This window comes from Wolbachia endosymbiont strain TRS of Brugia malayi, assembly GCF_000008385.1.
In the GTDB taxonomy this organism is placed as follows: domain Bacteria; phylum Pseudomonadota; class Alphaproteobacteria; order Rickettsiales; family Anaplasmataceae; genus Wolbachia.
On sequence record NC_006833.1, the window covers coordinates 194,950 to 221,525 of the forward strand.

General features: G+C 34.3%; 20 protein-coding genes and 1 pseudogene. 8 read left to right on the forward strand and 13 right to left on the reverse strand.

Translation table 11 applies throughout. The features are described 5' to 3' along the window. Positions 1–6 precede the first annotated feature (6 nt). The 3 genes from WBM_RS00920 (at position 7) to WBM_RS06110 (ending at position 3,455) form a co-directional block, all read left to right on the forward strand. Complete coding sequence (locus tag WBM_RS00920) at positions 7–1,083, forward strand: rod shape-determining protein (protein WP_011256355.1); 1,077 nt, start codon at positions 7–9, stop codon at positions 1,081–1,083. A 755-nt stretch (positions 1,084–1,838) separates the two neighbouring features. Further along, complete coding sequence (mnmA, locus tag WBM_RS00925; protein ID WP_041571537.1) at positions 1,839–2,954, forward strand: tRNA 2-thiouridine(34) synthase MnmA; 1,116 nt, start codon at positions 1,839–1,841, stop codon at positions 2,952–2,954. Positions 2,955–3,233: 279 nt separating this feature from the next. Further along, positions 3,234–3,455, forward strand: a complete 222-nt coding sequence (locus WBM_RS06110; RefSeq protein WP_083750408.1) for a DUF6444 domain-containing protein — start codon at positions 3,234–3,236, stop codon at positions 3,453–3,455. Positions 3,456–4,647: 1,192 nt separating this feature from the next. On the opposite strand, the gene WBM_RS00935 is transcribed toward WBM_RS06110, so the two are convergent. Further along, entirely contained in the window at positions 4,648–4,959 is a 312-nt protein-coding gene (locus WBM_RS00935; RefSeq protein WP_011256357.1) for a hypothetical protein, read from the reverse strand. A gap of 1,063 nt (positions 4,960–6,022) precedes the next feature. Then, a complete protein-coding gene (locus WBM_RS06715; protein WP_255324095.1) occupies positions 6,023–6,157 on the reverse strand; it encodes a hypothetical protein in 135 nt (44 codons plus the stop codon). A gap of 543 nt (positions 6,158–6,700) precedes the next feature. Here WBM_RS06715 and glpX point away from each other — a divergent pair. Beyond that, on the forward strand, positions 6,701–7,627 hold the full coding sequence (gene glpX, locus WBM_RS00945) for a class II fructose-bisphosphatase (protein ID WP_011256359.1): 927 nt from the start codon (positions 6,701–6,703) through the stop codon (positions 7,625–7,627). Between the two features lie 997 nt (positions 7,628–8,624). On the opposite strand, the gene ychF is transcribed toward glpX, so the two are convergent. Further along, on the reverse strand, positions 8,625–9,719 hold the full coding sequence (gene ychF, locus WBM_RS00955) for a redox-regulated ATPase YchF (protein ID WP_041571538.1): 1,095 nt from the start codon (positions 9,717–9,719) through the stop codon (positions 8,625–8,627). Positions 9,720–10,948: 1,229 nt separating this feature from the next. Here ychF and WBM_RS00960 point away from each other — a divergent pair. Further along, positions 10,949–12,124 carry a CCA tRNA nucleotidyltransferase gene (locus WBM_RS00960; RefSeq protein WP_041571539.1) on the forward strand — a complete coding sequence of 392 codons (1,176 nt, stop codon included), beginning with the start codon at positions 10,949–10,951 and terminating at the stop codon, positions 12,122–12,124. Positions 12,125–12,146: 22 nt separating this feature from the next. On the opposite strand, the gene WBM_RS00965 is transcribed toward WBM_RS00960, so the two are convergent. The 6 genes from WBM_RS00965 to WBM_RS06115 form a co-directional block, all read right to left on the reverse strand. Further along, positions 12,147–12,365 (reverse strand): hypothetical protein, encoded by a 219-nt coding sequence (locus WBM_RS00965; protein WP_011256362.1) that lies wholly within the window; start codon positions 12,363–12,365, stop codon positions 12,147–12,149. Positions 12,366–12,552: 187 nt separating this feature from the next. Beyond that, positions 12,553–12,813: a hypothetical protein gene (locus WBM_RS05685; RefSeq protein WP_011256364.1), complete on the reverse strand. Its 261-nt coding sequence runs from the start codon at positions 12,811–12,813 to the stop codon at positions 12,553–12,555. A 121-nt stretch (positions 12,814–12,934) separates the two neighbouring features. Then, complete coding sequence (locus tag WBM_RS00975) at positions 12,935–13,216, reverse strand: hypothetical protein (RefSeq protein ID WP_011256365.1); 282 nt, start codon at positions 13,214–13,216, stop codon at positions 12,935–12,937. A 5-nt stretch (positions 13,217–13,221) separates the two neighbouring features. After that, on the reverse strand, positions 13,222–13,446 hold the full coding sequence (locus tag WBM_RS00980) for a hypothetical protein (protein WP_041571389.1): 225 nt from the start codon (positions 13,444–13,446) through the stop codon (positions 13,222–13,224). A gap of 730 nt (positions 13,447–14,176) precedes the next feature. After that, complete coding sequence (locus WBM_RS00985) at positions 14,177–14,386, reverse strand: hypothetical protein (RefSeq protein WP_041571393.1); 210 nt, start codon at positions 14,384–14,386, stop codon at positions 14,177–14,179. 521 nt (positions 14,387–14,907) lie between these two features. Further along, complete coding sequence (locus WBM_RS06115; RefSeq protein ID WP_233417514.1) at positions 14,908–15,102, reverse strand: HK97 family phage prohead protease; 195 nt, start codon at positions 15,100–15,102, stop codon at positions 14,908–14,910. Between the two features lie 1,273 nt (positions 15,103–16,375). Here WBM_RS06115 and WBM_RS00995 point away from each other — a divergent pair. Both WBM_RS00995 and WBM_RS01000 read left to right on the forward strand, forming a co-directional pair. Then, entirely contained in the window at positions 16,376–17,647 is a 1,272-nt protein-coding gene (locus WBM_RS00995; RefSeq protein WP_011256368.1) for an MFS transporter, read from the forward strand. 117 nt (positions 17,648–17,764) lie between these two features. Beyond that, positions 17,765–18,628 (forward strand): annotated as a pseudogene (locus WBM_RS01000) (Rpn family recombination-promoting nuclease/putative transposase). 49 nt (positions 18,629–18,677) lie between these two features. Here WBM_RS01000 and WBM_RS01005 read toward each other — a convergent pair. The 3 genes from WBM_RS01005 to secG are packed head-to-tail and all read right to left on the reverse strand — an operon-like array spanning position 18,678 to position 21,076. Next, a complete protein-coding gene (locus tag WBM_RS01005; protein ID WP_011256369.1) occupies positions 18,678–19,109 on the reverse strand; it encodes a nucleoside deaminase in 432 nt (143 codons plus the stop codon). A gap of 27 nt (positions 19,110–19,136) precedes the next feature. Then, positions 19,137–20,756, reverse strand: coding sequence for a CTP synthase (locus WBM_RS01010; protein WP_011256370.1), 1,620 nt, complete (start codon positions 20,754–20,756; stop codon positions 19,137–19,139). Further along, entirely contained in the window at positions 20,756–21,076 is a 321-nt protein-coding gene (gene secG / locus WBM_RS01015; protein ID WP_041571540.1) for a preprotein translocase subunit SecG, read from the reverse strand. The genes WBM_RS01010 and secG overlap by 1 nt, the downstream gene beginning before the upstream one ends. A 440-nt stretch (positions 21,077–21,516) precedes the next feature. Here secG and WBM_RS06120 point away from each other — a divergent pair, with 440 nt between their 5' ends. After that, positions 21,517–21,714, forward strand: a complete 198-nt coding sequence (locus WBM_RS06120) for a JAB domain-containing protein (RefSeq protein WP_233417534.1) — start codon at positions 21,517–21,519, stop codon at positions 21,712–21,714. A 1,470-nt stretch (positions 21,715–23,184) separates the two neighbouring features. Here the strand turns inward: WBM_RS06120 and WBM_RS01025 are convergent. Then, entirely contained in the window at positions 23,185–26,544 is a 3,360-nt protein-coding gene (locus tag WBM_RS01025; RefSeq protein WP_011256373.1) for a UvrD-helicase domain-containing protein, read from the reverse strand. Positions 26,545–26,576: the final 32 nt, after the last annotated feature.

Genomic DNA, 26,576 nt, shown 5'->3' on the forward strand with positions numbered 1-26,576 from the left:
TTGTGCATGAATTTTTTTCAAAAATTAACCGGAAAGTTTTGTAACTTTTTCACTTTCAAAGGTTTATTTGCTAGTGATATTGCTATAGACCTTGGCACTGCAAATACTTTAGTCTATCAAAAAAATCAAGGAATAGTGCTTGATGAGCCTTCGGTTGTAGCAAGAATAAAGGAGAAAGGAAGTTATATTCCTTATGCTTTTGGTAAAAAAGCTAAAATGATGCTCGGAAAAACGCCAGGAGAAATAGAGGCGATTAGACCACTAAAAGATGGTGTCATTGCCGATTTTAAAAGCGCGGAAGAGATGCTAAAATATTTTATACGCAGTGCAAATACAAAGCTCACTGTCAATAAACCTAACATTATCATATGCGTTCCATCTGGATCCACCCCGGTTGAAAGACGTGCTATACAAGATGCGGCAGAAAGTGCTGGTGCAAATGAAGTATTTTTAATTGAAGAACCAATGGCCGCAGCAATTGGAGCTGGACTTCCGGTTACTGAACCTGAAGGTTCCATGGTTGTTGACATAGGGGGAGGTACAACTGAAGTCGCAATTATTTCTTTAGGTGGAATTGTTTATTCACGTTCTGCTAGGGTAGGTGGCGACATTATGGATGAAGCAATAAGATCATATATTCGTGAAAATCATAAGTTGTTAATTGGTGAGACAACAGCTGAAAAAATCAAGAAAAGCTTAGGTTCAGCAAGCCTGCCGGATGAAAATAATAAAGAATGGATGATGGTTAAAGGCAGGGATCTAGTGAGCGGCATGCCAAAAGAAATGCTTTTATCAGAATATCAAGTCGCAGAGAGTTTAATAGAGCCTGTGCATCAAATAATTTCTGCTATTAAAACAGCACTAGAGAGTACTCCTCCTGAACTTTCTTCTGACATAGTCGATAAAGGAATAGTTTTATCTGGTGGCGGTGGGTTGTTACGCAATTTAGGTAAAGTCATCAGTGAAACAACAAAACTACCAGTACATGTTGCAGATGATCCACTTTGTTGCGTTGCCCTGGGCAGTGGTAAGGTGCTCGAAAATATGGATTATTTTAGCCATGTTTTATTTAAGCAAGATTAAGTATGGCAACTGTTTTGAAGGTAGTTTATCGAATCTTTTCGATGAATTGTACAATATAAATTAGATTACAATACAAGCACACAACTATTATAGCTGTCATTCAAGTAGCTTACAGGATAGATTAAACACAAAAAAAACTACTTGACAAGCTTCGCTAGCCTTCTTACCACAAAACTGGAGCTATTTTATATAATTTTCCAGTCGCGCAGATTAAAATGACAAGAAGATCTTTTATTTGGTGTACTATGTTACCGTATGTCTTTAATAAAATTTTTAGCTTCTTGCCTATAAAAGCTGAAGCTCGCTTGTAAAGCATTTAAGATATCACCCAACGTCAAATTTTTAAAATGAAGAGTTAGTAACTAGCTACTTTGGATTTTTTTGCCTTTTTTTTATTTAGTAAATTTCTTAAATATTTTTAGCTACCGCCATCCCAATTAATAAAATAAAAAATATTTCTCCTGTCTTTGAGAAATTTGTTATATTAGCTGTGGCTACTGGCTTTCATTTTTAATAGCATATTTTTTCTTAAGTAGTTAAATGGCCATTTTACAATGAATTTTGTCAGTAACCACACTAAGTTTCTTGGCTGCTATGCAACAAAGCCATACCAGTGTCAGTTACTCTGATGACAATAGAAAGTTGCAATCATCCAAGCAGCTAACACTGGGATTTAGACTTTTTTACACTGAATCCTACTATAGGATAAAGAGGTGGCAAATCTCACCTATTTACTACATTTACTTATAAGTCATATGCTAAAAGAATTTGAAATTGAACCTCTGTTGAAAGATAAAGTTCCACACCAAACCAAGGCTGTGGTCGCAATGTCCGGTGGGGTTGATAGCTCCGTTGCTGCAGTGTTGCTACATCGCCTTGGATATCAAGTAATTGGTGTGACTCTTCAGCTATATGGTGCCGATGGCAACTCTAATACAAGAAAAAAAGGTGTATGCTGCGCTGGGCAAGATATTTATGATGCTAAGCGCGTAGCTGAAGGTACTGGATTTCCTCATTATATCTTAAATTATGAAGAAATATTCAAAAAGGAAGTGATAGAGAGCTTTGCACAAACCTATATCCAGGGAAAAACTCCTATACCATGCATAAAATGTAACCAAACAGTAAAGTTCCGTGATTTATTACAAGTTACAAGAAATCTTGGTGCAGACGTGCTAATTACAGGACACTACGTGAGAAGATTAGAAAAAAATGGCGAGGTAAAGTTGTGTAGAGGCATAGATAAAAGTAAAGACCAAAGCTATTTTCTGTTTGCCACAACAAAGGAGCAGTTGAAGCTTTTGAGGTTTCCACTTGGTGGGTTCTATAAGTGCAATGTAAGGAAATTAGCAAGGTACTTTAGTTTGCCAATTTCTGAGAAGCCAGATAGTCAAGATATATGCTTTGTTTCCGAAAACTATAGCAAAACAATAGCTAAGCTAGCTCCACAATCTATACAGAAAGGCAAAATTGTGGATGTAAATGGAAAAGTACTGGGCGAGCATAATGGTATAGTAAATTTCACAGTAGGACAAAGAAAAGGTTTGGGCATCGCATACAGTGAACCTCTTTATGTTGTGAGAATCAACACAAAAAACAATGAAATAGTAGTAGGCCCGGTTAACGCACTAATGCAAAGGAAAATATTGGTCAAGGAGTTAAATTGGTTAGAACAGCCAAAGAAAGGTATGGAAGTAACTGTGAAGCTCCGATCATTACACTCGGGAAGTTTAGCAAAAATATACCCAGCCAAAGAACAAAATAAAGCTTATGTCATTTTGAATGATGATTATTTTAGCATCAGCCCTGGCCAAGCCTGCGTAGCATACAAAGATGAACAAGTTATCGGCGGTGGATGGATATGTTCTTAACTAAAGATTCATAGTGTTAGAATACTTGCGGTACGATGTTTTCATGGGCTAAAATAAACGCTCTAACATTCCTTACATCTACTTCTTTTGGTTGAACTAAGAAAGGTTGGTCATAGAAGTAAACGGGGCGCCTAATGCTTTTAAAAACCTTGCAGGCACATCACCATTTTTCTTATAACCGTTCACGGAGATAAGGGATTTACAAAGTGATTGTAAAAGTGTAAAGACATGAGAAGCTAAGTATAGAGTGGGTATGATAACAGGGCTGCAGAAAAGATTGTGGCGTACAAATCAAAAAACGCTAATCTCAAAGAAGAAATAAAGGCTCTGATTATAGAAAATGATGGCTTAAAAGCAAAAATAATTGAGCTAGAAGATAAACTGGGTCTGAACTCAAAAAGTTCATCTCTACCACCATCGCAAGATATATATCGCAAAAAAACAAAAAAGAAAAGTGATAAAAAACCAGGAGGTCAGCCAGGGCATAAGGTATATAAGTGAGATTTGATGGTAGCAAATATAGTAGTAGACTATACAATTTTATCAGGTTTGTGTGTGTGGAAATAAGGTTGTTTTAGAAGATGAAATTGTCCATTAAAAGGTAGAATTACCAGAAATCAAACCAATCGTAACTGAGTACAGGTTGCAAAGAAACTATTACAGAGCTTGTGATAGGAAGGGTTCAGCTAGTTTAACCATGGGGGTTTCAAGAGGTCCTCTAGGGTTCAATGCTAAAACAACAATTAGCAGCCTAAGTGGCTTTTTTATTAACTCGAAAAGAAAAGTACAACAAATTTTAAGCAGTATATTTAACCTCAATATAAGTCTTAGTTTAGTATCAAAGACTGAGCACAGAGTATCAAAAGATGCGCATCTGAATATGAGAAAATGAAGGAAGAATTGAAAGAAACCTGCATATAGATGAAACATAGCACAGAAATCAAGGAGAAAGAGGCTGGGTTGGGTAATAACAACAAAGCGCTCTGACACTTCTAAAGATGACCGAGTCTCGTGGCAAGAAGGTGTTGCAAAGTTTACTGCCAGAATACAATGGCATAGTTGTAAGCAACAATACGCTGCGTACAATTATTTTAGTTTGAAAATAGATAGATATGTTGGACACATTTGACAAGAGATTTTCAAAGATTTGCGTATAGTAAAAATATTGAAGTGAGCAAAATTGGCCAGGCGCTCAAGTCACTCAATAACAGAGTATTTGTGGTACAAAAGCAAAAAAATAAAATTTGGTAGATGATTTACGATTTTATCAACTAATGTAAAAATTTTGAAAAAGGGTAGAACATCTTTTGTGTAAAATGACTAGGGTTATAAATGGTACTCAAACTTTGAGGATGGCTGCCAAGATGTTAAGATCTGAGGATATGGAAGTTTTTACGAAAACTTGAAGTGATAGATACAACCAATAACCTTGCAGAACGGTAAATGAGGCGCTATGTAATCTATTGTAAGAACAGCTTTTTCACTTGGTCAGAACGTGGAGAAAGATTCATAAAGATGTTGTCGATATTTTAACTTCGCGTCTAAATGGCCAAAATTCCTTTCAAAAGTTACAGAATCTAGTAACTGTTACTGCTTAATTCTTTATTCATTTCCACAATTTGTAAACGGTTACTGTTCGTACAGCTATATGCTTGACATTGCGATGACAAGAGGAAGAACATTGGATGATATTCTATATTTTTATAGCTTGTGAATTTACGTGCTCAACTTTATTTTCTTCCATCTCTCTATAACTTGATAATGTAGAAATTATTGCATGTAGTATAGTAGTTATCACAACTAAAACAGCTATAATACCGTAAATTACCGCACCAACTACAGATGGAACCATCACAGCAGCAGTGATAAATAATCCTGTAATCACAACTCCAATAGCCTCATTCTTTAATGAGGTATAAAAATACTCCTTATTTTCTTTATATCTAGTTCCTTTTTCATTTGGTAATTGGTCAGCATTTGTTTCTTTTATTGATATAGGAGACACTGGTTTATTATCAGCATTTTCACTGGGTTACGGTTTATTTTCTTCTATATTCAGCGGTATAGTAGCCTGATCAGTTTCTGTTATTACAGGCATCCCACCCCCATTTACTGCTGATTCATGCGATGCAATTACTTTCTTAATCATTCCGTACTAGCACCATTGCCGCTATAGAATTACGTTCCGAAGTAGCAGTACAAAATGCATCATCCCTCAATTGTTGGTATAATACGTACAACTCACTTTCAAGATTTAGTTTTAATTGCTCTGCATTAATATTTTGCAGTAGCGTGCTTAGAATTTCAGTATTACTGTCATTAATATCAGGAACAACAGAGCATAATATAGACTTGTTCTCCTCAATTTATTAACATAATATCTTCCTTCTTGGCCGATTGCATTAATGGTGGTCACCCCATCTTCTAAGAGAAACTTTATAACTTTTGAATGCTTTTGATTGTGTTTAATTGCATGATCCAATAATCCATTTCCTAACACAGCACCTTACTCACACTTACTTTGAAGACTAATTCTTTACTTACTTAATTTCAGTTGTAAGCTTTCAGAGCTAAGGTCCCATGCTATAGAGTTTATAATTATCTAATAAAATCGCCACTTAGCACAATAGTTTTTACACTATCTTTATTACTACTGCTGGATTCTGCCCCATTTTCTTCTGCATCAGATGTGTTTTGCTTCTCCTTTTGTTTATTGCTGATCTAAGCAGTACAATTATTACACGGTTTGAGAGGTATTTAGAGTGTGATCAAGAATTGTCGAAGTCAACTTTAAATTCAGAGTCTATTTTAAGCTCTTTCTTAAGCGAGAATTTACTTTCTGTAATTATTTCTAGAAGATTTTTATATTAGTTCTGATATATTTATCATATACTTTAAAAGTAGCCTAACCTTTGGTAGACTATCATCTATAAAAGTATTACCCAGAGCATTAATCTTTTCTCCCTTATAAATCTCTTGTTATCTAAAAGCACCTTCATAATGTCAATTTTTTCATTGCAAGGAACTATATCGAAGGACTCTAGTATTTTCGCATGATCTATATAATCTTAAAATACCTTAAACTCTTGAACATTTCCCTGAACAGTAGCATTATTCAAAGCATATAATTTTTCCTCTTCATCAAATTTACCACTTTCTAAAAATATCTTTACAACTCCAGGCTGTTCATTTGTTACAGTCATGTCCAACCATAGTTCTACTGCCAGGGCTTCTCTTAACTTGAATGTCTAACTGTGCAAATAATTCAATAACTCTTAGAAAGATACCATAATCGCTTAAAATATCTTGCCTTTTTAAACTGATGGAATCTACAAGTGAGTCAAAAATTTTTTCATCTGTTACTTCTCCTTTTTTTTAGTTCTCCATAAAACTTTTAAGCCTCTATTTCAGGGCTTTTGGCTATGAACTTTATCTTATCGTATAGCATGGTAAATTGAGCATCTCTGGAGTCATCAGGATCTGCCAAGTTAGTTTCCGCTTTATTTCCTGCAATATCAGATATGTTTTGCTCCTCTTCCTTGGTTAACGCTGCAGTTATTTGCTCTTGTTGAGAGGAGAGTAAGTCTGTTGTTAAGGAGAAGATTTTTAATACGTGAGTTTATCATTTTCAGTTGCATGTTTTAGTTAGTAAATCTTCTAATGAATGGCCTCCTTACAATTAGTCAAGACATCTTGCAATCTCAAATGGCATGATATATACTGAATACTTAGTTCTCGAGTAAATGATGGAAAATCTAGCATATAAATTAATTAAAGTAACTGAAGCTGCAGCACTTGCCGCATATAAGTTGGTGGGCTTAGGTGATGAAAAAAAGGCTGATCAGGTTGCAGTTGATGCAATGCGGACGGTACTAAATTCGATGGAAATAAATGGCACAATTGTAATTGGTGAGGGTGAGAGAGATAAAGCACCGATGCTATATGTTGGAGAGAAGGTTGGCACTGGAAACGGTCCTGAGATCGATATTGCTGTTGACCCACTTGAAGGTACTACAATTTGTGCTCACTATAAACAAAGTGCAATGTCCGTTCTTGCTGCAGCAAAAAAAGGTGACTTTTTACATGCACCAGATATCTATATGGAAAAAATAGCGATAGGAAAAGATCTTCCAATAGGTGTAGTTTCACTAAAAAATAGTGTTGAAAAAAATTTTGACAATCTAGCCCAAGCAAAAAAATGTGAAGTAAATGATCTTACAGTAACTATACTTAAACGTGAGAGGCACAATAATTTAATATTAAAAATCAGGAAGTTAGGAGCAAGAGTTAAATTGATAGATGATGGTGATATTGCTGCTATAGTTTCATTAATTAATGGCAGCCACGATATATATATTGGCATAGGAGGAGCACCAGAAGGAGTGCTTGCAGCTGCAGCGTTAAGTTCAATAGGCGGACAAATGGAGGGAAGATTAATATTTGACACACATCAGTCAAAAGAAAGAGCAAAAATTTTGAATATTGATGACCTAGAAAAAATCTACTCTATAAAAGATATGGTAAAAGGTGAGTCAGTGTTCATTGCAACTGGAGTAACAAGCGGAGAGCTTGTAGATGGGGTTAAATTTGGTTATAACATCTGCTCAACTAGTTCTTTAATAATGTTGCATAATAAGGTGATAAAGTTGCAAACAATACAAAATTTATGCTAATTTCCTTAGTTTTAACACACATAAATTTTAGCATTTACAATGCACTAGCATTAAGATATACTATTTTAGTAAAATCGAAAGAGGTATGATATGGGATTATTTGAATGGTTCAAGGGATTTAAATCTTCTGTGGAAAATACAGATGTCAATATTGCTTTACAAGAGAAACTGATCATACAAGTGGTTTCTTAAGACAAGCGTAAATTTGATAATAATTCTGAGATATAAAGCATACTATCAGGTTTTGACAATTTAGATTTCTCAAGTCGACCATTTAATTATCCTTCGTATGACATGAATTATGATGAAGGTAAAGAGGCAAATCCATTTAACAAAATAGCAAAATACTATGGAAGAAATAAGAATGTTTCCCTTTTTATTGCCACGCTGGTGGTAATGTTCAAGCTAAAGAGAAGTTTATAGAGAAGATGAATATATATTTGGATAGAGTTAATAAAGGAGAGCATGATGCAAAAGAATTTTTAAATAGTGATTTGGCTGCTTTCTTTAATAAATATCACGTAGTATACTCAGGACATAATCGGTAATATTTGTAAAGAGTAAAAATATACAGCAATGGTAAAAGAATACTAATAATTGTGAAGAATGAGAAACAGGAGAAAAACTACTCTTTCGTAGAACTTGCAATATGTAACATTGAAATTAGTTAGGGTGCAAAAGATAAGTCTGGAAAAGGCCTTAACTATTTTGCTGTTTTAAATATAAATCCTGATCAAACTAGTATTAGGAAGTTATCCATCGACGGTAAAAATATTGACTAAAGGACATTTTAGAACTAGCTGAGCAAAACTAGGCTGTGTTTATAAAAGGTAAAGCTTTACGTGAAGTTTTAGAGAATGTCTAGTTTAATAGACACTGTATGAGAAAAAGAAGGACACACAGCCATATGAGAATATCATCATCGGTATATCTAACTCTATCATTGATGAGAAAATAACTGTAGAAAAAGGAGTTTCTTCCCTTCAGCAAGGGGCTGCTACACATTAAACCTAAAGTGCATTATATCACCGTCTTGTACAATATAATCCTTGCCTTCGAAGCGAATTTTGCCTGCGTCTTTGCAAGCCGATTCGCTTCTATATTTTACATAATCTGCAAAACTTATCGTTTCTGCTTTTATAAAACCTTTTTCAAAATCATTGTGAATTACACCAGCTGCTTTATCAGCTGTTGACCCTATTTTTATTGGCCACGCTCGTGCTTCTTTGAGGCCAACAGTAAAAAAGGTTATCATACTTAGCACTTCATACATAATACGCGCTACTCCATCAAGTCCCGACTCTTGCAGGCCAAATTCTGATAAAAAACTCTGTTTTTCCTCCTCACTTTCAAGATTTGCAATATCTGACTCAAGTTTTGCTGAGATACAATAAAATTTATTTTTGTTCTCTTCTGCTATTTTTTTCACCTTTTGAGATAGTTTATTACCCGTTATAATATTTATATCTTCAACATTGCAGACGTACATAACAGGCTTTGCCGTCAGCAATTGAAGTGATTTCATTTCATTTCTATCACTACATTCTAAACTTCTTGCAGGTTTACCGAGTTTTAAAGTAGCTAAAACCTCATGCATCAAATCAAGTTGCCTCTTTAGCTCCTTATTACCCTGCTTTGCTTTCTTTTCTAATTGAGGTAGCCTCTTTTCTATGCTATCAATATCAGCCAAAATTAATTCCATTTCCACTACCTCAGCATCTGATATTGGATCTATTTCATTATGCACATGGTTAACACCGTCGTCCATAAAGCACCTAAGCAGATGAACGATGGCATCAACTTCTCTGATATGACTCAAAAACTTATTACCGAGCCCTTCACCCTTACTCGCACCCTTTACCAGACCTGCAATATCCACGACTTCTAGCTGATTGTAGATTACCTTTTCTGAACCGGCAATTGCTGCGATTTGTCTCAAACGCTGATCTCTTATTGGCACCTTGCCAATATTTGGTTCGATTGTACAAAAGGGGTAATTTGCAGCTTCAGCTGCACTTGATTGTGTAAGTGCGTTAAATAAAGTTGATTTTCCTATGTTTGGTAACCCAACTATGCCACAGTTAAAGCTCATATTTACCATATAAAACCACAATTGTTACATGATTTAAGAATTTTTGCTATACTTAATTAGTTATTTATTAACAACTTTACTGATATAGTAATATATAATTAAGGTGAGAAACTATGACTACAGCTCAAAAACCGGAAACTACTAAGTGATTTTCAAGACATTGAAAGTGCGAAAAGGTTCAAGAGCTCAGGGCAGGAAATAACTCTTTCAAGTAGTAGCCCCTACCCTGATAATTTCCATGTAGGGTAGCAATTGGTAATGGAAATTGTTTTTTAACCTCATTCAAACAAAGCTTGAGACAGCAGAAGGGAATCAAAAGTTACTGTAGAGCAGTTGTGAAAAGACTATAAAGAATTTGCGCAAAAAAATCTGCAGAATGGTTTCAAAGTACAATTGCAAGCAGCTACGATAGTAGTGATAATATTCGCATTGAAATTGCAGATAACTATGTAAAAAACATCTTGGATAATAGTAGATGGGATGATCCTGAAGTTGAAGGTAGAATATTTTGTGGAAAGTATGGCATGAAATTGCACCTTTGAATCAAAAATCGGTTATATTTTAAGTTTTTGCAGAGATGGATATTTCAGGATGAGGATGGGTTTAATGCAAATGTTAAACAAGTAATAATGGGCTCTAAATTCTATGGAACACTTGCTAAAGAGCTTTAAAAAATTAACTCAGATTGAAGCGAGTAAATCGCTAGAAAATATGTGAGGTCTTGGTAACATAGGTCGCACACATAGCCTTATCAGTTCTTCAGGTAGTACGTAAACAGGTAGTCTAAACTATAATAATCAATCTACCATGCATATAATAAACAAAGGTGATGCTCACTTTGAACCATTGCTTGACAGAAGTAAAAGTTTAGCAAAGCAAGAGTAAGGAGATTTTCTATTAGCAAAAAAACTTCAGCTAGATGAGATCTCAGAATATTACAACTTTTCAAGGGGTAGCAGTCAGAAAGCAGGGGTTGAAAGAAGCGTTTGATAAGTCATTAACAGAAAGTTTAATGGAGAAATTAGTGATGTTATAAAACGGGTAGAGCAGTACATGAAACGCTCTGAAGAACAAAATCCTTTGGCTTACCAAGATATGGTATGAAAGAAACAAGGATAGAAAAAACATTTCATCAGCAGCAGTCTGTAAAATCTTGTTAACTCTATATGTTTTTATATAGGGCTTTTTTGCAAAATCTCAGTAATATGAGTACAATACGCACAACCCAAATGCAAGTTGATCATAAAACTAGTTTAATTATTGATGCCGTAGAGAAATTTGGTGGTGAGGTGAGGCTTGTTGGTGGGTGCGTGAGAGATTCAATTCTGCAGCGTAAAGTTCACGACATTGACTTAGCCACCAATTTACTGCCCAGTCAAGTAATTGAAGCACTAAAATTTCACAATATAAAAGCTATTCCAACCGGCTTAAAACATGGAACTATCACTGCAGTTTTAAATCAAAGGTCCTTTGAGATCACAACGCTAAGGCATGATGTTAAGTGTGATGGTAGGCATGCAAAAGTAGAATTTACCGATAATTGGCGAGCTGATGCTTCGAGACGCGACTTTACATTCAACGCTCTATACGCAAACAAGTACGGCCATATATATGACTACTTTGGTGGTACTCAGGACTTGAAAGCACGAAGATTAAATTTTATAGGCAACGCTGAAGATAGAATTAAAGAAGACTATCTGCGCATTTTAAGGGCGTTTCGTTTTCATGCAAAAATATGCATTGGAGATATGAGTGATAAAATATTGAATGTATGCAAAAAGCACGCACACAAGATTTATAACCTCTCTGGAGAGAGAATAAGAGATGAAATGTTTAAATTGCTGGAGTATGATGCTCCGGTTCCAACACTTAAGAGTATGCAAAAATCTGATGTTTTACAAAAAATTATCCCAAAAGAGGTAAAATGCGAAATTCTGTCTTCGGCATTTCTTTTTGGCACTGATGCACTAGTAAAATTAGCGTTACTTCTTAGGACTACCGAAAAAAATGACAGGTTGAGCCTTGGAGAATACGTAAGTAAGTTTTTACGCCTTTCAAACAAGCAAAAGAAAAAGCTATTATTTTTACTATCCAATAATATCAAAACAGAGCTTACAGAAAAAGAGCAAAGGAAATATATATCTTTACTTGGCAAGGAATTATATTGCGATTTAGTAAAAGTTTGTGGTGTTGAGTCCGGAGCAAATGTTGATGAGTACATTTCACTTGCTCAGGTGCTTAACATCCAGAAATTTCCTTTATCTGGCGATGATTTGATAAATATAGGTTACCAGCCAGGAAAAAATTTAGGTAGGAACTTGAAATTACTAAGACAACATTGGGAAGATAGTTCCTACACTTTAACAAAAAAGGAGCTGATGCTTTATGCTAAAAGTTTACTCTAATTTTTGCCTGTCACAATTTTTATTATCCATGTCCTACAACTCTTATATTACTCGGTGACAGCACAAATATACTAGTATGACTCATAGAAGAGCTAGGCACGTTGTTTGGTAGCAAATTTATCTCTCTAACTTTCTCTAAAAAGATTTTCACCCTAGCATTTGCTAACTCTTTTACAACAATCTCTTTAAGCAGGATTGATGGATTTTTACTATTACTTCTTTCGTTATAAAACTTATTCATGCTAGAATCAGCTATTATTGCTATGTCTTTTATATTTAATCTTAATCTCTTTATATATTACTTAACAGAGTGCAGCAATTTGGTTTTTAATTTACTCTTGCACATGATACCATCAAGTAACTCTTTATCTGTGTTTTTGCTAACCTGATAATACTTATTACCCTTGTCAATCACTACTTCTTTAACCTTACCTTCTATAACTTCCCTTATTAAATTTTTTAAACAAATTAAGTAATTCATTATCTTGAGGTTTATTGTCTTGTTTATTTGAGAGGAATTTTACAGTTTCTCTCAAGAAGTTGAGAAGAAAATTCTTTTCTCTCAATTCAGGGAAATTCTTTTTTAAATCCATATTTCGGTCAGACAAGAAACGTCCAAGACCCTGCAAAGGCTTTTTTAGTAAGTTAAACGGATCAGTAATTGATTTCGTGATAGATACTTTATCCACATCCCCTATACTGGCTTTTGAACTTCTGTTTGTCCTTGTGTATCTTTCCTTTTACTTCCCATCTCGTTGTGCATCTTTAGTTGGTGAACTTTCAATCTGTTGATCTTTTAATATCAAATTCTCATGAAGTGCCTCTGTATGTGCTGCAATAGATGATACTACAACATCTCTTGCTTTTTTCTGCTTCCGGGTATTTAAGCAACCTTTCTTGCTCAGCAAGTTTTCCTCTGGCTTCTTGTAATTCCTCATCTGATTTCTTCTTTAATGTCTTCAACCTTTCTATTTCCTCAGCTTTTTTCTTTGAATCTGTCTCCCATTCTTTTTTTTGATTAGACGAAGCAGTTTCAAACTTGCTAATATCTTTTTTACTTTTTGCCAGATCTACACCCTTTTGGCTAGACATTTTAGTCAATCTTTTTTGCACATTTTTTTATCTTCCTTTAAAGTCTGTACTTGTTTTTGCAACTCAGCAGACTCATTTTCTAAGTCCTCTTTCTCTTTTTCAACAGCACTTAATTGACTTTCTAAATTCTCCAATTCGCGTTCTAACTCACGCTGACTTTCCTCACACGTTTTGCATGCTTCTTCCATAGCTTTTAACTGCTTTTCATGCTGAGCTTTTTCTTTTCGCAATTCACTTACTTTACTTTCTAATTCAGCATTCTTGCTTATAGTCTATCGTAACTCTGTCACTTTTGTTGCTCGAAATTACTCTTTTCTTCCTCCAATGTTTTTACTTGATTGATTAATCTGCGTTCATATTACGCTAATCTTTCATTTTCTTTATTCAAGTTAGCTTCTTGGCTAATATCTTTGATTCTCTTCCTTTACATAGCTTAGTTGATTATTTAAATCTCTATTTCCTTCTTCCAATTACTGTTTAGGTTCTTGAGTACTTTGCAATTGAACAGTCAGTATATTCACATTTGATTGATAGAGCTTCTTTATTACAACCTAAGTTACTAATTTTACCTTCTAACCCACTAACTCCATCTTCAAGTTCCGTTATTTGTATTTGTAGACTTCATTACCCTTCTTAACAGCCTCATTTTCATCAGCAAGTGATTTAATCAAAGCATCTTGCTCTCCGACCCTTTTTCTTGATCATATATAGTTTACTGTTTGTTCATCAACTTTACCCTTTATTGTTTTCTTATCCTGTTCTAATTCTTCATTTAACCTTGTTAAATTACTTTATTTCCTGTCTTTTTCCTCCACTCTACCAAAAGCTTTCTTGTTCTGTTTACAAGTTCTGTGTTGTATTCAATTAGTTCCTCTTCTCGTTTGTCTGCAGCTTCTGTCAATTCCTTATAACCCTTTTTAAACTTTTCAATTATAGACTACAATTCTCTATTTTCCTCTTTTAAGGAAACATTTTGCAAACGTGTTCGAGTTCTAGTTCCTGACTCATATCCCCTAGCTGTTCTTCTAATGCTCCATTTTTCTCTGTACTCACTTCTCCTATATTAGAATAGTCATCATCAATTAGCCCACTACCCTCAGTACTGCAAAAATAGATTCCACCAGTAAATTCGTTACTTTCTTCAGTTTTAACCCCTTCATCTTTACTCATTACTTCACTTTGAAGTATCAAATCAACTTGAACACCTGCATTTACTGTTGTAAGCTTATCAGCTTAAACTCCATTATTTGCAGTAGCTTTATTATAGTATAGAATATTTTCTGCTCATTTATTCCATCTCTTTGGCAATATCTGCCCAATCGTTTTTTAGGTATAGATAAGCAAACACGGTAGATCAGCTATATCCTTTTTCCTCCCTTTTAATATTAATTTCATTACTTGTGCCAAGCATAAAATTACCTCACCTTTTTTCAATTCTAAAAACTTTCTTCAAGCTAAATTTTACTAACAATCACCAGAAATAGTAACTAAATTATATATTAGTGTAAAAATTAAATAAGCATTAATGCAGATGTTAAACTTGACCTGAACGTTTTTAATGTTAAGTAGACAAAGTTCTACCCATTTAACAAACCTTAAATAGAAATATGCATATTTGTAAGCACATCATTTGCCTTTTTTTATTGCTCCTACCAACATTTCTTGTCCATTACCCTGACTTTTTACGTCAACTACCTGGCTAAATTTGCAAGAAAGGTGATCAAACTGACTTCCTGTAGTTCCACTTGTTTCAACACCAGAGCTCTGCTCTCATGGTCAATGTTATATCTTACGATATAACCAATCGAAAGTCCATTATTAATTACCCCAGTCTTAAGTATTAAGTAAGCCTCTTCTGATTTTTGAATACCTAGGAGCAAACGCACAGTTATATACAACCCAACATCATTTTTACAAATTTTATAATATTGCCTATAGGCTCACCAAGATTGTGCTGCCAGAGAAGCTTTATCTCATTTTTGTTCAAATTCTCTTTAAATGCTCCAAACAAGATTAGGTCACTTATTTATCGACTATATTAAAGACACTCGCATAACCAGAAAATACGCCGTTTTCTCCTATATTTTTTATTAACAATGGGATGAACAGAGAAATTTCTTATCCTCATAAAGCCTCCTTGTAGATTATGCTATTGGGGATTTTATTTGAAGTAACTTGCAATATACTGCGAAACAACCTTATTATATACAGTACTCTAAAAGAGGGAAGCATTTTTAATTACAAAATAGAAACTATGGAAGCAACAAAGCCATCCCAACGTCACACAAACAACTTATGAGCATTTGTGATTTGATAAGCTAAAGATAGCTCACAGAAGTACAAAAAATTACTTGATAAACCTTGCTAATTTCCATAGTACTGAAGGTATTCAGTTATCTTCAATCTATGCAGATTAAATGACAAAGTATCACGTAGTTAGCGTCTTATGTTTAATTTTTTGTACTATATGTACTCTTATGTCTTTACAACATCTCTGGGGGGGTTTTTACCTATATAAGCTAGAACGTGCTTTATAAAGCATTTAAGACAGTATAGTGCGCCAATTTATAGGATTAGAGAGTAAACACTATCTGCCAGGGAATATCTTTTACCTTTTTTCTATTTAATAAATTTCTTGCTACTTGTTAGCGGGGTCTAGAGATACCGCAGATGAGTTGCGCCAACGTCTCCGCTGGAATGACATAAGAAGGAGGCTACTTGAACGATAAGAAAGGAGTACTGGAATGACAATAAATTTCTTCGAAAAAAAGTTACTTGAAATGGCAACTGTATAAAACTGTTACTTCCAGCCTATCTCTATCAGTTTTTTTCTCCTTTTGCTTCTTCCACTTTAGAGTTGTAGTACTTCATCTGTAACACAATCATCTTGAATCTAAGAGTTCTTTAACTCCTTTAAACAGCATAAAGGGAATACCTATACATACTTATAACTAAAGCACTGGTTACCGCTATTTTTGTTATAGCTATAACTGCTGTTAAATAGCTATATCGATAGTAGTTTCCACCACTAAACTTAATAATATCTTGATTATCATATACCATAATAAAAAAGTCAAATCCATACGCTAAGGTTGTAGCTTTACTAAATACTAAAAAACAGTCACAATGAAGTAAGCAAACATTTACAAATTAAATTTAGTGTGCAATCAACAAACAAGGGTGTTGATATCAACAATTCTCTGTAGAATCGCAATATGGTATGATCACATGCTCTTTATTGATCTGGTTAACATAATCAGTAGAGAGTTTTGTTCTGCAAAAGATGTCTACTACAACATACTGCAATTGTTTGGAATTGCAGGGCTGGGTGCTATGGTAAGGCCACTTGGCGCATCTGTATTTGGTCACATTGGCGATAGATATGGAAGGAAGATGGCATTAACAATTGCTATTTTGCTAATATCAATCCCGTCTAGTCTCGTTGCATTTATTCCAGGCTATAGTCGAGTAGGTATAACCTCTACTATATTGCTTTTTGCAATCCATGTAACACAAGGAATTGCACTAGGCGCCGAACAAGGAGGAAGTTCTGTTTATCTCATAGAGCATTTATCCAATAAGAAAAAACTAGGAATGTTTTTTGGGATAATAAGTTTTGGTCGCTCCATTGGTGTCCTGCTTTTTGTAATGATAGTGATCATATGCAAAAAAATCACTGATTTTAACGCATGGGGCTGGAGAATGCCGTTTACTTTTTCGGCCATTTGGGGATTAATGAGTGCATATAGTATATACACATTAGGAGAAACTCCGGCATATGAAAAAAATCGAGAACAAAGAAATTTGCCTAATTTACCAATAATAGAGCTTGTAAAGCGCTATAAGAGAGCTCTGATACTTGCCGTTTTAATATCCGTACCTGTTAATGTTGCTGTTGGATTTACCATATTTCTTCGAACAATTGCAAAAGAAATAGTGCAAGTTGAGATGTATGTAACAACATATGTCAATGAAATTGTGTTGATTATAACCAGTATATTAATACCGATATCTTCAATAGCGCTCGGAATGTTAGCTGATAGAGTAGGGAAAGAGCGCATTGCAATCTTATTTATAATAATTACGATAATACTGTGTTGTCCTATGTTATCTATTGCATATTACTATAAAAGTTACCTTATAATTATGTTGAGTGTAATGGCTCTCTCTATAATAGAAAGGGGTATCAATCCTATAGGAATAGTTGCATCTGAACTTTTCCCCCCCAATGTTAGATTTAGTGGAGTGAGTTTATCACGCAATATTTCTTTTGCCTTGCATGGTGGATTTACCCCCATGATATGCACTTGGCTTACTATAACGTTCCCTCAAATAAATTTTGTTGCTGGGCTTTATATAATCTTCTGCTTATTGATCAGTTTGATAGCAATACTGCAAATAAAATCACAAGATAAAAATTTTGATTGGTAAAAATCCCGGTATAAGCCACACACATTAAGTTAAGCTTAAAATTGTAAGTTAAAAAATATAGTTGAATATTTGGAAAAAATAGTGTATTACTATTAATACCATTTAAGTTAATTTATTATAGCACTTTCTAAATTCCTTACCAAAATTGGACCTGACTTTCAAGAAGATCTTTGGCACGGAAGAAATAAGAATATTCTTGTCCATTTTTGAGCGATGTTTTAGGGTATACTGAAGTTAATACTATGCAAGAAATAGAATTCATCAGCGTCATTATGAATTCTAAATTTGCTTCTGAGAAACAAAGCATGGTTGGTGTTCTCTGCAAGGATTCTGTTGGTAATAAGTTTGTGGTTGAAGTGGAGCTCACTCGTGACAAGGACTTTGAAAAACGTATTCAATATTACGTTGCCAAAGCTTCTCAAGGCAATCTGGTGGATATCATAATTTACACAAAAGATTTTCTTTATTACAATATCAAATTGTACTTTATTTCCCGATGAGTCCAATTATATATCTAGCCATACCATAAGAGACGATGAAACTAATGAGCATGATTTACAAGATTTTCAATTCGTATTCATTGAACTATCTAAATTTCCTAAAGGTAAAGTAGACCAATTAACAAGCATAGTAGAACGCTGGTGTTTCTTTATTTAAGTATGCAGAAGAAACAACAGATAAAAATTTAAAGAAGATAGCAGGAGAAGTATTAATAATAAATTAAGCATATGATGAGTTAAACAAGTTTCACTGGGATGAAAAGGACCTAAACAGCGTATGAAGAAAGAATAATGGATCTGTACAAAGAGGAAGCTATCCTTGAACAGAAACTTGGAAGGTATAGAAGAAGGAAAAATTGAAGTAGCAAAGGCAATGCTGGCTGATAATGTTGACACCAACACTATTGTCAAGTTTACTGGTCTTTCCATTAGTGAAATTGAAAGGATTGCAGGATTAGAAGACGCTCATCAATTAACCTAACGCGGGCAGAATGACAGAATGCTATTAGGTGTATGGTTATACAAGAAATCTAATAATAATTGGTAGAGTCCCTCAATTTCTCAAAAAAATCTTTTAACAAAAAAGAGCACTCTGTTTCTAATACCCCACCATAAACTTCAGGTACGTGGCTGCAAAATTGAAATATTTTAGCACCATTTTCAATTCCTCCACCTTTTGAATTATAGGCTCCAAAGTACAATCGTTTAATTCTTGCAAAGGAAATAGCTTGAGCACACATCGGACATGGCTCTAATGTTACGTACATGTCAGCATTACAAAGTACTGACGTTGAAAGCAATTCGCATGCTTGTCTGATCACTAACATCTCTGCATGTGCAGTTGGATCATTGGATATATTATGTGCAAAAGAAATGATATTGTCTCCACTAACTATCACAGCTCCTATGGGAATCTCATCATTTTTTTTGGCAAGCTTAGCTTGCTCTACGGCAAACTCCATATATTGACACTTAAACACTTTCCCTTGTTAACCTTCTGTTTTTTTAACTTTATTAACTACTGCCTTAATGAATGATACAAAGAGAGGATGAGGAGAAAATGGCTTAGATTGGAACTCTGGGTGAAATTGAACACCAATAAACCATGGATGGTTTTCTAACTCCACTGCTTCTATATATGTTCCATCTTCTGACATGCCACTGCATATCAGTCCATTCTTTTCTAAATCATCTTTATAATCTAAATTAATTATGTATCTATGCCTGTGTCTTTCTGAAATAATAGTATCGCTATATGCACCCGCCATTTTAGAATTTGGACTTATATTACATTTGTATGCCCCAAGTCTCATGGTTCCACCAAGATCAACGTTTTTATCACCAGCTAGCTTAATGATTGGGTGTTTACAAGTATAAAACTCTTCAGAATGTACATCTTTAAACTTAATAACGTTGCGAGCAAATTCAATAACCGCAAGCTGCATACCAAGGCATATTCCAAAAAATGGGATATTATTTGTGCGAGCGTAACTTATCGCTAACATTTTACCTTCTATTCCATCGTCACCAAAACCCCCTGGAACAAGAATTGCATGAGAATTCTTTAGTTTATCCCCCATAAACTTTTCATTTATAGGTTTTCCGCTCTTCTCTCTTGAGTTAACCCAATTTATCTTTACTTCGATTCTATTACTAATTGCACTATGACTTAATGCCTCAACTAGTGACTTATACGTATCAGGAAATTCAGTGTATTTCCCTACTATAGATACAGTAACTTCCTGCATTGGGTGCCTCATAGAATGCACTATTTGATTCCACCCAACCAGACTTGGTTTTGGTTTACTTAAATGAAAATGTTCCAAAACTTGTGTACCAAGTCCACATTGATTATATAAGACAGGTAGCTCATATATATGACTTACATCAGGAGCGGATATTACATTAGATAAAGAAACATTACAAAGATTGGCTATTTTCCCTCTCTGATTATCAGAAATTTCTTTTTCACTACGACATAATATAATATCTGGCTGTAGCCCTACAAAATTTAGCTCTCGAACTGAATGCTGTGTTGGTTTTGTCTTTAATTCTTGCGCTACAGCAAGATATGGCACCAAGGTTAAGTGAATAAGAATAACTCTTTGTTTTCCGAGTTTATAGCTAATTTGGCGTATGGCTTCCAAAAATGGTTGACTTTCGATATCACCTACAGTCCCGCCAATTTCACATATCACAAAATCTAAGCCTTCCGTACCATTAAAAATAAATGACTTGATTAAATCCGTTACATGAGGAATGACTTGTACAGTTTTGCCCAGGTAATCACCACGTCTTTCCTTTTTCAATAACTCATGATACATCTTACCAGTTGTTATATTGTCGTCTTTAGTTGCTTTAATTCCAGTAAAACGCTCATAATGCCCAAGATCCAAATCAGTTTCGGCACCATCTTCGGTAACAAATACCTCTCCATGCTGGGTTGGGCTCATTGTTCCAGGATCAATATTTAGATATGGATCAAGTTTTCTAATGCGAACTTTAAAGCCGTGAGCTTGAAGAAGTGCACCTACACTTGAAGCGACTAAACCTTTGCCAAGTGATGAAACAACCCCACCTGTTACAAAAATAAATTTAGCTTCTTTCATCAATTCTCAAAGGGAACAGAAGTAGATTCATTTTCTTGTTGTTTTTCCAATATAATTTTCTCTGCTATCGATTTTTTATGTACATCTTTTGAACACAATCCTGACAATAGTAATGTATTCATAATAAACAATCCAGCAACTATGGCTGTTATTTTGTTAAGCGGATTCGCAGAAGATTTTACTGGAATTATTGAATTGAATCCTTGCTGCGAATTGCTAAAGCCGCTTAGTGAGCTACTTCCTGGTGGCTGCAAGAGTACTAAAATTACTAATATAACAACCAATATTATTTGAAATACACTTAATACCATTATTAACATTATAAATAGGGTTGAAAATAAAAATTCTAGGAACATAAAGCACATAAGTCAAGTTCTTATACGCACCTGTCATTCAAGTAGCCAGCATTGTGCGCTGGAAGAAATTTATTAAATATTTTACTTATAGATCTAATTTCTTATTATAAGAGATACGCAATGAGCGATTTATTAATGGTTAAAGATTATAAAAAGGGGCGCAAAAAGCGCCTGAGAGAGAAAATTGTTTTAGATAATAGACAATCACTACTCGACTACTATGAAGTTTTAGAGTACATTTTGTACTCAACATACAGTAGAATTGACGTAAAGCAGGTAGCAAAGAGTTTGATAGAAAATTTTGGCAGTTTAAAAAGGATCTGCCTATAATCAATAATTAGAAAAAACTGCTTGATTACTTAAGAATAAGTATAGGAAGCCTCAATGAGAAAAACTTTCATGTCATTTACACGAATAAAAAATACCACCTAATAGCGGAAGACCTGCAAAACATTAGTACAATAGATCAAACTTCTCTCTATGTCAAAGATATTATCAAGCGTGTTCTTTTGATTGGTTCAACATCCATAGTAATATCCCACAACCATTCAAGTGGAAATACACAACCTTCAAGTAGAATATATCCCTCACTAGGTAGCTAGCAGAAGCTTGCAAAAGCGTAAGAATAGAACTAATAGACCACATGTTGTTACATTCAGTAGCTACTTTAATTTCAAGGAAAATAGGTTATTGTGAAAAACTTTTATAGCTACAGTAGCTTAATTATCGTCATTCGCTATCAGTAGTGTAAACTCTTCAAATAACATAAAATGAAGTAGATGGCTGTAAAATTACTTGACAAACTTTGCCAGCTCTCTTACCATGGTAGTGGAGCTATTTTATATGGCTTTCCAAGCTTGTGTAGATTAAAATGACAAGAAAGTTTTGTATTTGGTGTATTGTTGTCTAATTTTTCGCACTATATGCACTGTATGTCTTTATAAAATTCTAGGTTTTTAGTTATACAAGCTGAAACGCGCTTATAAAGTGTTTAAGGCATTACCCAACGCCAAATTTTTAAAATAAAGAATTAGTGATTAGCTACTACAGGGGTTTCTTGTCTTTTTTTTCTGCTTGGCAAGTTTCTTAAATATTTAAGCCCCAATTAGTTGTTTTGAAAAGCAGCTAAATTGTAGCGTTTAAGACTTAAAAACGCCAATAATGAATAATGACCGGGGTTTCTTTTGCCTTTTTTCTGAATGGCTAAAAATTCAATCTACTTCGTTATGGAACTTCTTGCCTGTCATGAAAGTAGCAGACAGAGCCGTTACGTGTTAGCGAAATTTATGTGAGATACGGCAGCAACTAGCTATTCATCACGAATGACAAACCAATTATAGTGTATACTAAATTTTTAATAATTTATTAACACAGGTACTTAAAACCCTCTTCACATACTCAGTAACTTTTATTATTGAAAAATTAAAAAAAATGCTATATACTAACTATAGTAGTAGATTTTGGTAAAATTTATAGCAGATTCAAGTACTAATATAGCTTTCAGCAAAGAAATTTTACAGCACCTTACTGAACTATCTGAACTTACCAAGTAGTCTGCTCAAGAATTAGCAGATAAATTACTCAGAGAAGCAGTTAAGCATGAAGAGGAAGGTATTTTATTATCTGTGGTTGCTGATGAATATGATATTGGAAGTGCAAAAAAGACTAAAAGCAAGGACGTAGATTGAAATACACTATTATCTTCTTAGACAATATTCTTAAGAAAGATCTTCTAGATCTTCTGAAAACAGTGGTTAAGGGTTGTAGATGCAATAAATGAGCGGCCTATAGTTAGTCCTACTAATCTTGGTAAAGCTTTCACTGCAGCCTCAAAGGATGGAGAAGATTAAGAGTTGGTGATTACCGCATATATATTATGTAAACACCTTAGGATATGAAGTAACCATGGTTACATTAGGTGCAGAGATAATATTTATGAGAAGGCTAGGAAAATACTTCATAGACATTAAATATATAACTAGTAGCTTTAAAAAAAAGAAAAATTAATAATGCTCGTAGCACATACACCAACTAGCAAGGCTTCAATCACATTCTCTTGCAATCAAGTTCCATCAAAAGTCAGATTGAATGGTTAAATCTTCCACCCAAATAACCATGCACTCTACCTGCTTGTTTGGACATATCTCTTGTACTAAGGTTTTATAGATCAACATCTGTTTTTTTATTTCATTTAATGAGGAAACAGAAACATTACGGTGTGATTTATAGTCAATTATAATTGCTTTATCCTGCGTTATGCATAGCTTATCTAATCGTACTAATACCGGTTTGCCATTGATTGTTCCACTCAGTGTAATTTCTGACTTACCATCTAAGTCAAACAGGTAATCATATTTTTCATTAAAGGCTAATATTTTTCTGTAAATTTCATCCTTATTTTTCCTGATGTTTATATTATCAAGATATTTTCCTATCCAATTTTTTCTCCTGTCTTTCTCTATCTTAGGCATATACTGCAATATGCTATGAATTATTAAGCCTCTTGTGTAGCCATCTGTCATCCAGGTGTTCCTTTTTTTGTCATCCCAGTGTGTGACACTGGAATCTAGTGGAGAAAAAGAATGGATCCCAGTATCAAAGCACTGGGGTGATAGGAGAGGATACTGGGATGGTGAAGGAGAGTGCTGGAACAAAATTGATAAATTCGGTGGGGGCAAAACAGCAGGAATGTTAAAATAATCACGTTTTTTATAAATGTAAGGATAGTTTGCATTTACACATAATACCTCAACTTTTTCTTTAAATATTTGGTGTAACTCCATGTATTTCTTCTCATACGGCTCTCCATATTTAGTGATTATATCATACCAAGAGCCCTTTTGTACTGGCTCTTTACCTAAAATGTATAACTCATCCTCAGCACGCGTGAGTGCCACGTATAACAAACGCAAATACTCGTTATAATCCTCCAGTTTTTTTTCCCTTTTCACTTGGTCACAATAAGCGTTGTTGTTTTTTCCACATAAAAATGGTGCTCCCATCGCATCAAGAACAATGCTTTCACTGTTTTTTGGTACTGTATTCGTATCAACCAAAAATACTATGGGAGCTTGCAGACCTTTTGATTTATGAATTGTCATTATTCGCACAGCATTGCGTTCTGATTGCATATCATTTTTAATCTCTGGGTTATTTTCCTTTATCCACTGAACAAACGCTTGAAGAGATGGGTTTTCAAATTGTAACACAAGGTTCATAAATTCATCTAGGACCTCAAAGCATTCAAGACCTAGCCTTGCAGCGAATTTCTTCTTACCTGTACGAAGTATATGTGTGAATAACGTAAGAGGTGATTCTATGTGAGATAAGTTAATGAGATCGTTTAACTTACTATAGATATCTTCAGAATAATTCTGGAGTCTTTCCCATAACGACTGTTCTTTACGATCATATGCAATATTAAATAAATCATCTTCAGTGAAATTAAATAGTGGCGATTTTAAAGCATTTGCAAGAGCCAAATCATTTGTTGGAAGAAGTAAAAATTCAGTCAAAGCTATCAAGTCTTGCACAGCTATGTAGTCCATAATTCTAAAATAGTCCCGTCCTACAACTGGTATATTTGCTTTTTTAAGTTCACTTATTACGTAATCAACTAGCATATTTCGCTGTCGTACCAGAATCATAATGTCTCTTGGTTCTATATGGCGATTTTTAGCGACTAAAATTCGCCCCTCATTTAACCAGTTGTGAATTTTGTGAGCTATTGCCTGGGCAAGCAATCGATCTGTTATTATATAATCTTTCCTATGCATCAAATGAATTTGTAAAGCTTGCTGTTCTTCCTCTTTACATCTTGGCAACAACGGCCAGATTTCAACGTATCCCTGATCGTTTTCTCTATATGGAATATGTTTTATTTCACTATCAACAAAAGATATCTCTTCACGGAAGTTGTTAAATAACCTATCTACAAGTGTTAAAGTTTCCGGAGTTGAGCGAAATGACTTTTCAAGCTGACATGATATCCAATCTTTGCCACCAGATTTTGTATGAAAGTATTGTTGCATGCAGTTGAATAGGTGAGGATTTGCCCCCTGAAATCTGTAAATGGATTGTTTTACATCACCAACAACAAACAAGGTTCGTTTTTCATCATTACGGATAAAAAATTCATCGCAGAGATTTGCTATAATTTTCCATTGACTGATGCTATTATCTTGTGCCTCATCAACAAGAATGTGATCTATTTTTTGATCTAAGTTAAACAATACCCAATTTTTATAATCTGGATTGCTGAGAAGATTTGTTGCTAAATCGATTATATCATTATAGTCAAGCAGTGCATTCTTTGACTTTTCACTATTATATAAATCAATATATACTTTAAATATATCCAGAAAACTACTGGTTCTTTTGAATATTTGATAAGAGTTTATATCTCTTACATGAGTAAATACTGCATTCTGAATATTTTCTATTACTTGCTCTGCACCTGGAAATTTCTCCAAAGTACTCTTCGTTATAATGGATGATATGCTTTTTTTCTCGCACGATTCTGACTTTAAAAACACTTTGACTAAGTTTTCTATACTGATGTCATTCCAGCGTGTGGCGCTGGAATCTAATTTTTGAATCCTAGTATCAGCTACTTGGATGAAAGAGGAAGATGTAAGATCAAGCATCTTGCTATAATTCCGATCTCGTTTACTGCCTTTACTTAATATTTCGGCTAATCTTTCTATTTGCTCAGTCGCTTCACTCTGTAAACCATGAATTTCATCTGGAGCACTCAGTTTACCTTTGACATATTCTAGATTGTTTGCTGACACAGATCTTTTTATGCACAAAGTATAAAGCAAATCGCGTAACTTATTTTCATCAACTTCAGCTGCAATAAATTTTATACTATCTTGCACAGCTTCATTATGAAGTAATTTATCAAATACAATGGAGTGTAATTCCTTACATTCGCTCAGCGTACAATTTGGAACAATGCCAGCTTCTGCAGGAAAGCTAGAAATTAACTTATAACAAAAGGCATGTACAGTCTGTATAGTTAAATCAAGATTTTCCAGTTCAGAGAAAAGCCTCCTTGCTTGGATTAAATAATGATTAAATACTTCACTATTTTTTGTCTGCGGCCATCTAGATCTCAGTGTCAAGCACTGGGATGATAGGAAAGGATGAGATGGCGGATAGTGGTGCTGAAGCAACAGTAAAGAGAGGTCTAGCTGTTCTAAAGATGCGATTAGTTCGTTATCTGAACAAACTGCCCACTTACTGAGTATATTATGAATGCGACTTTCCATCTCATTTGCTGCAGCATTGGTAAATGTTAAGCAGAAAATATTCCTTTTATTTTCTAATAAAAGTCTTAATACTCTATCTATTAAGATTTTCGTTTTGCCTGTACCAGCGGATGCATTCACCCATACAGAAAAATTAGGATTTATGATATCTGGTTTCATCAGAAGTATGAAAACTGTAAAAAGTTGACTAA

What these genes read in the sequence shown, in the direction of transcription:
- WBM_RS00920 (WP_011256355.1), top strand. Translation starts at nt 7, where the DNA reads ATGAATTTTTTTCAAAAATTAACCGGAAAGTTTTGTAACTTTTTCACT.
- mnmA (WP_041571537.1), top strand. Translation starts at nt 1,839, where the DNA reads ATGCTAAAAGAATTTGAAATTGAACCTCTGTTGAAAGATAAAGTTCCA.
- WBM_RS06715 (WP_255324095.1), bottom strand. Translation starts at nt 6,157, where the DNA reads ATGACTGTAACAAATGAACAGCCTGGAGTTGTAAAGATATTTTTAGAA.
- glpX (WP_011256359.1), top strand. Translation starts at nt 6,701, where the DNA reads ATGGAAAATCTAGCATATAAATTAATTAAAGTAACTGAAGCTGCAGCA.
- ychF (WP_041571538.1), bottom strand. Translation starts at nt 9,719, where the DNA reads ATGAGCTTTAACTGTGGCATAGTTGGGTTACCAAACATAGGAAAATCA.
- WBM_RS00960 (WP_041571539.1), top strand. Translation starts at nt 10,949, where the DNA reads ATGCAAGTTGATCATAAAACTAGTTTAATTATTGATGCCGTAGAGAAA.
- WBM_RS00965 (WP_011256362.1), bottom strand. Translation starts at nt 12,365, where the DNA reads ATGAATAAGTTTTATAACGAAAGAAGTAATAGTAAAAATCCATCAATC.
- WBM_RS00975 (WP_011256365.1), bottom strand. Translation starts at nt 13,216, where the DNA reads ATGTCTAGCCAAAAGGGTGTAGATCTGGCAAAAAGTAAAAAAGATATT.
- WBM_RS00985 (WP_041571393.1), bottom strand. Translation starts at nt 14,386, where the DNA reads ATGAGTAAAGATGAAGGGGTTAAAACTGAAGAAAGTAACGAATTTACT.
- WBM_RS01005 (WP_011256369.1), bottom strand. Translation starts at nt 19,109, where the DNA reads ATGGAGTTTGCCGTAGAGCAAGCTAAGCTTGCCAAAAAAAATGATGAG.
- WBM_RS01010 (WP_011256370.1), bottom strand. Translation starts at nt 20,756, where the DNA reads ATGAAAGAAGCTAAATTTATTTTTGTAACAGGTGGGGTTGTTTCATCA.
- secG (WP_041571540.1), bottom strand. Translation starts at nt 21,076, where the DNA reads ATGTTAATAATGGTATTAAGTGTATTTCAAATAATATTGGTTGTTATA.
- WBM_RS01025 (WP_011256373.1), bottom strand. Translation starts at nt 26,544, where the DNA reads ATGAAACCAGATATCATAAATCCTAATTTTTCTGTATGGGTGAATGCA.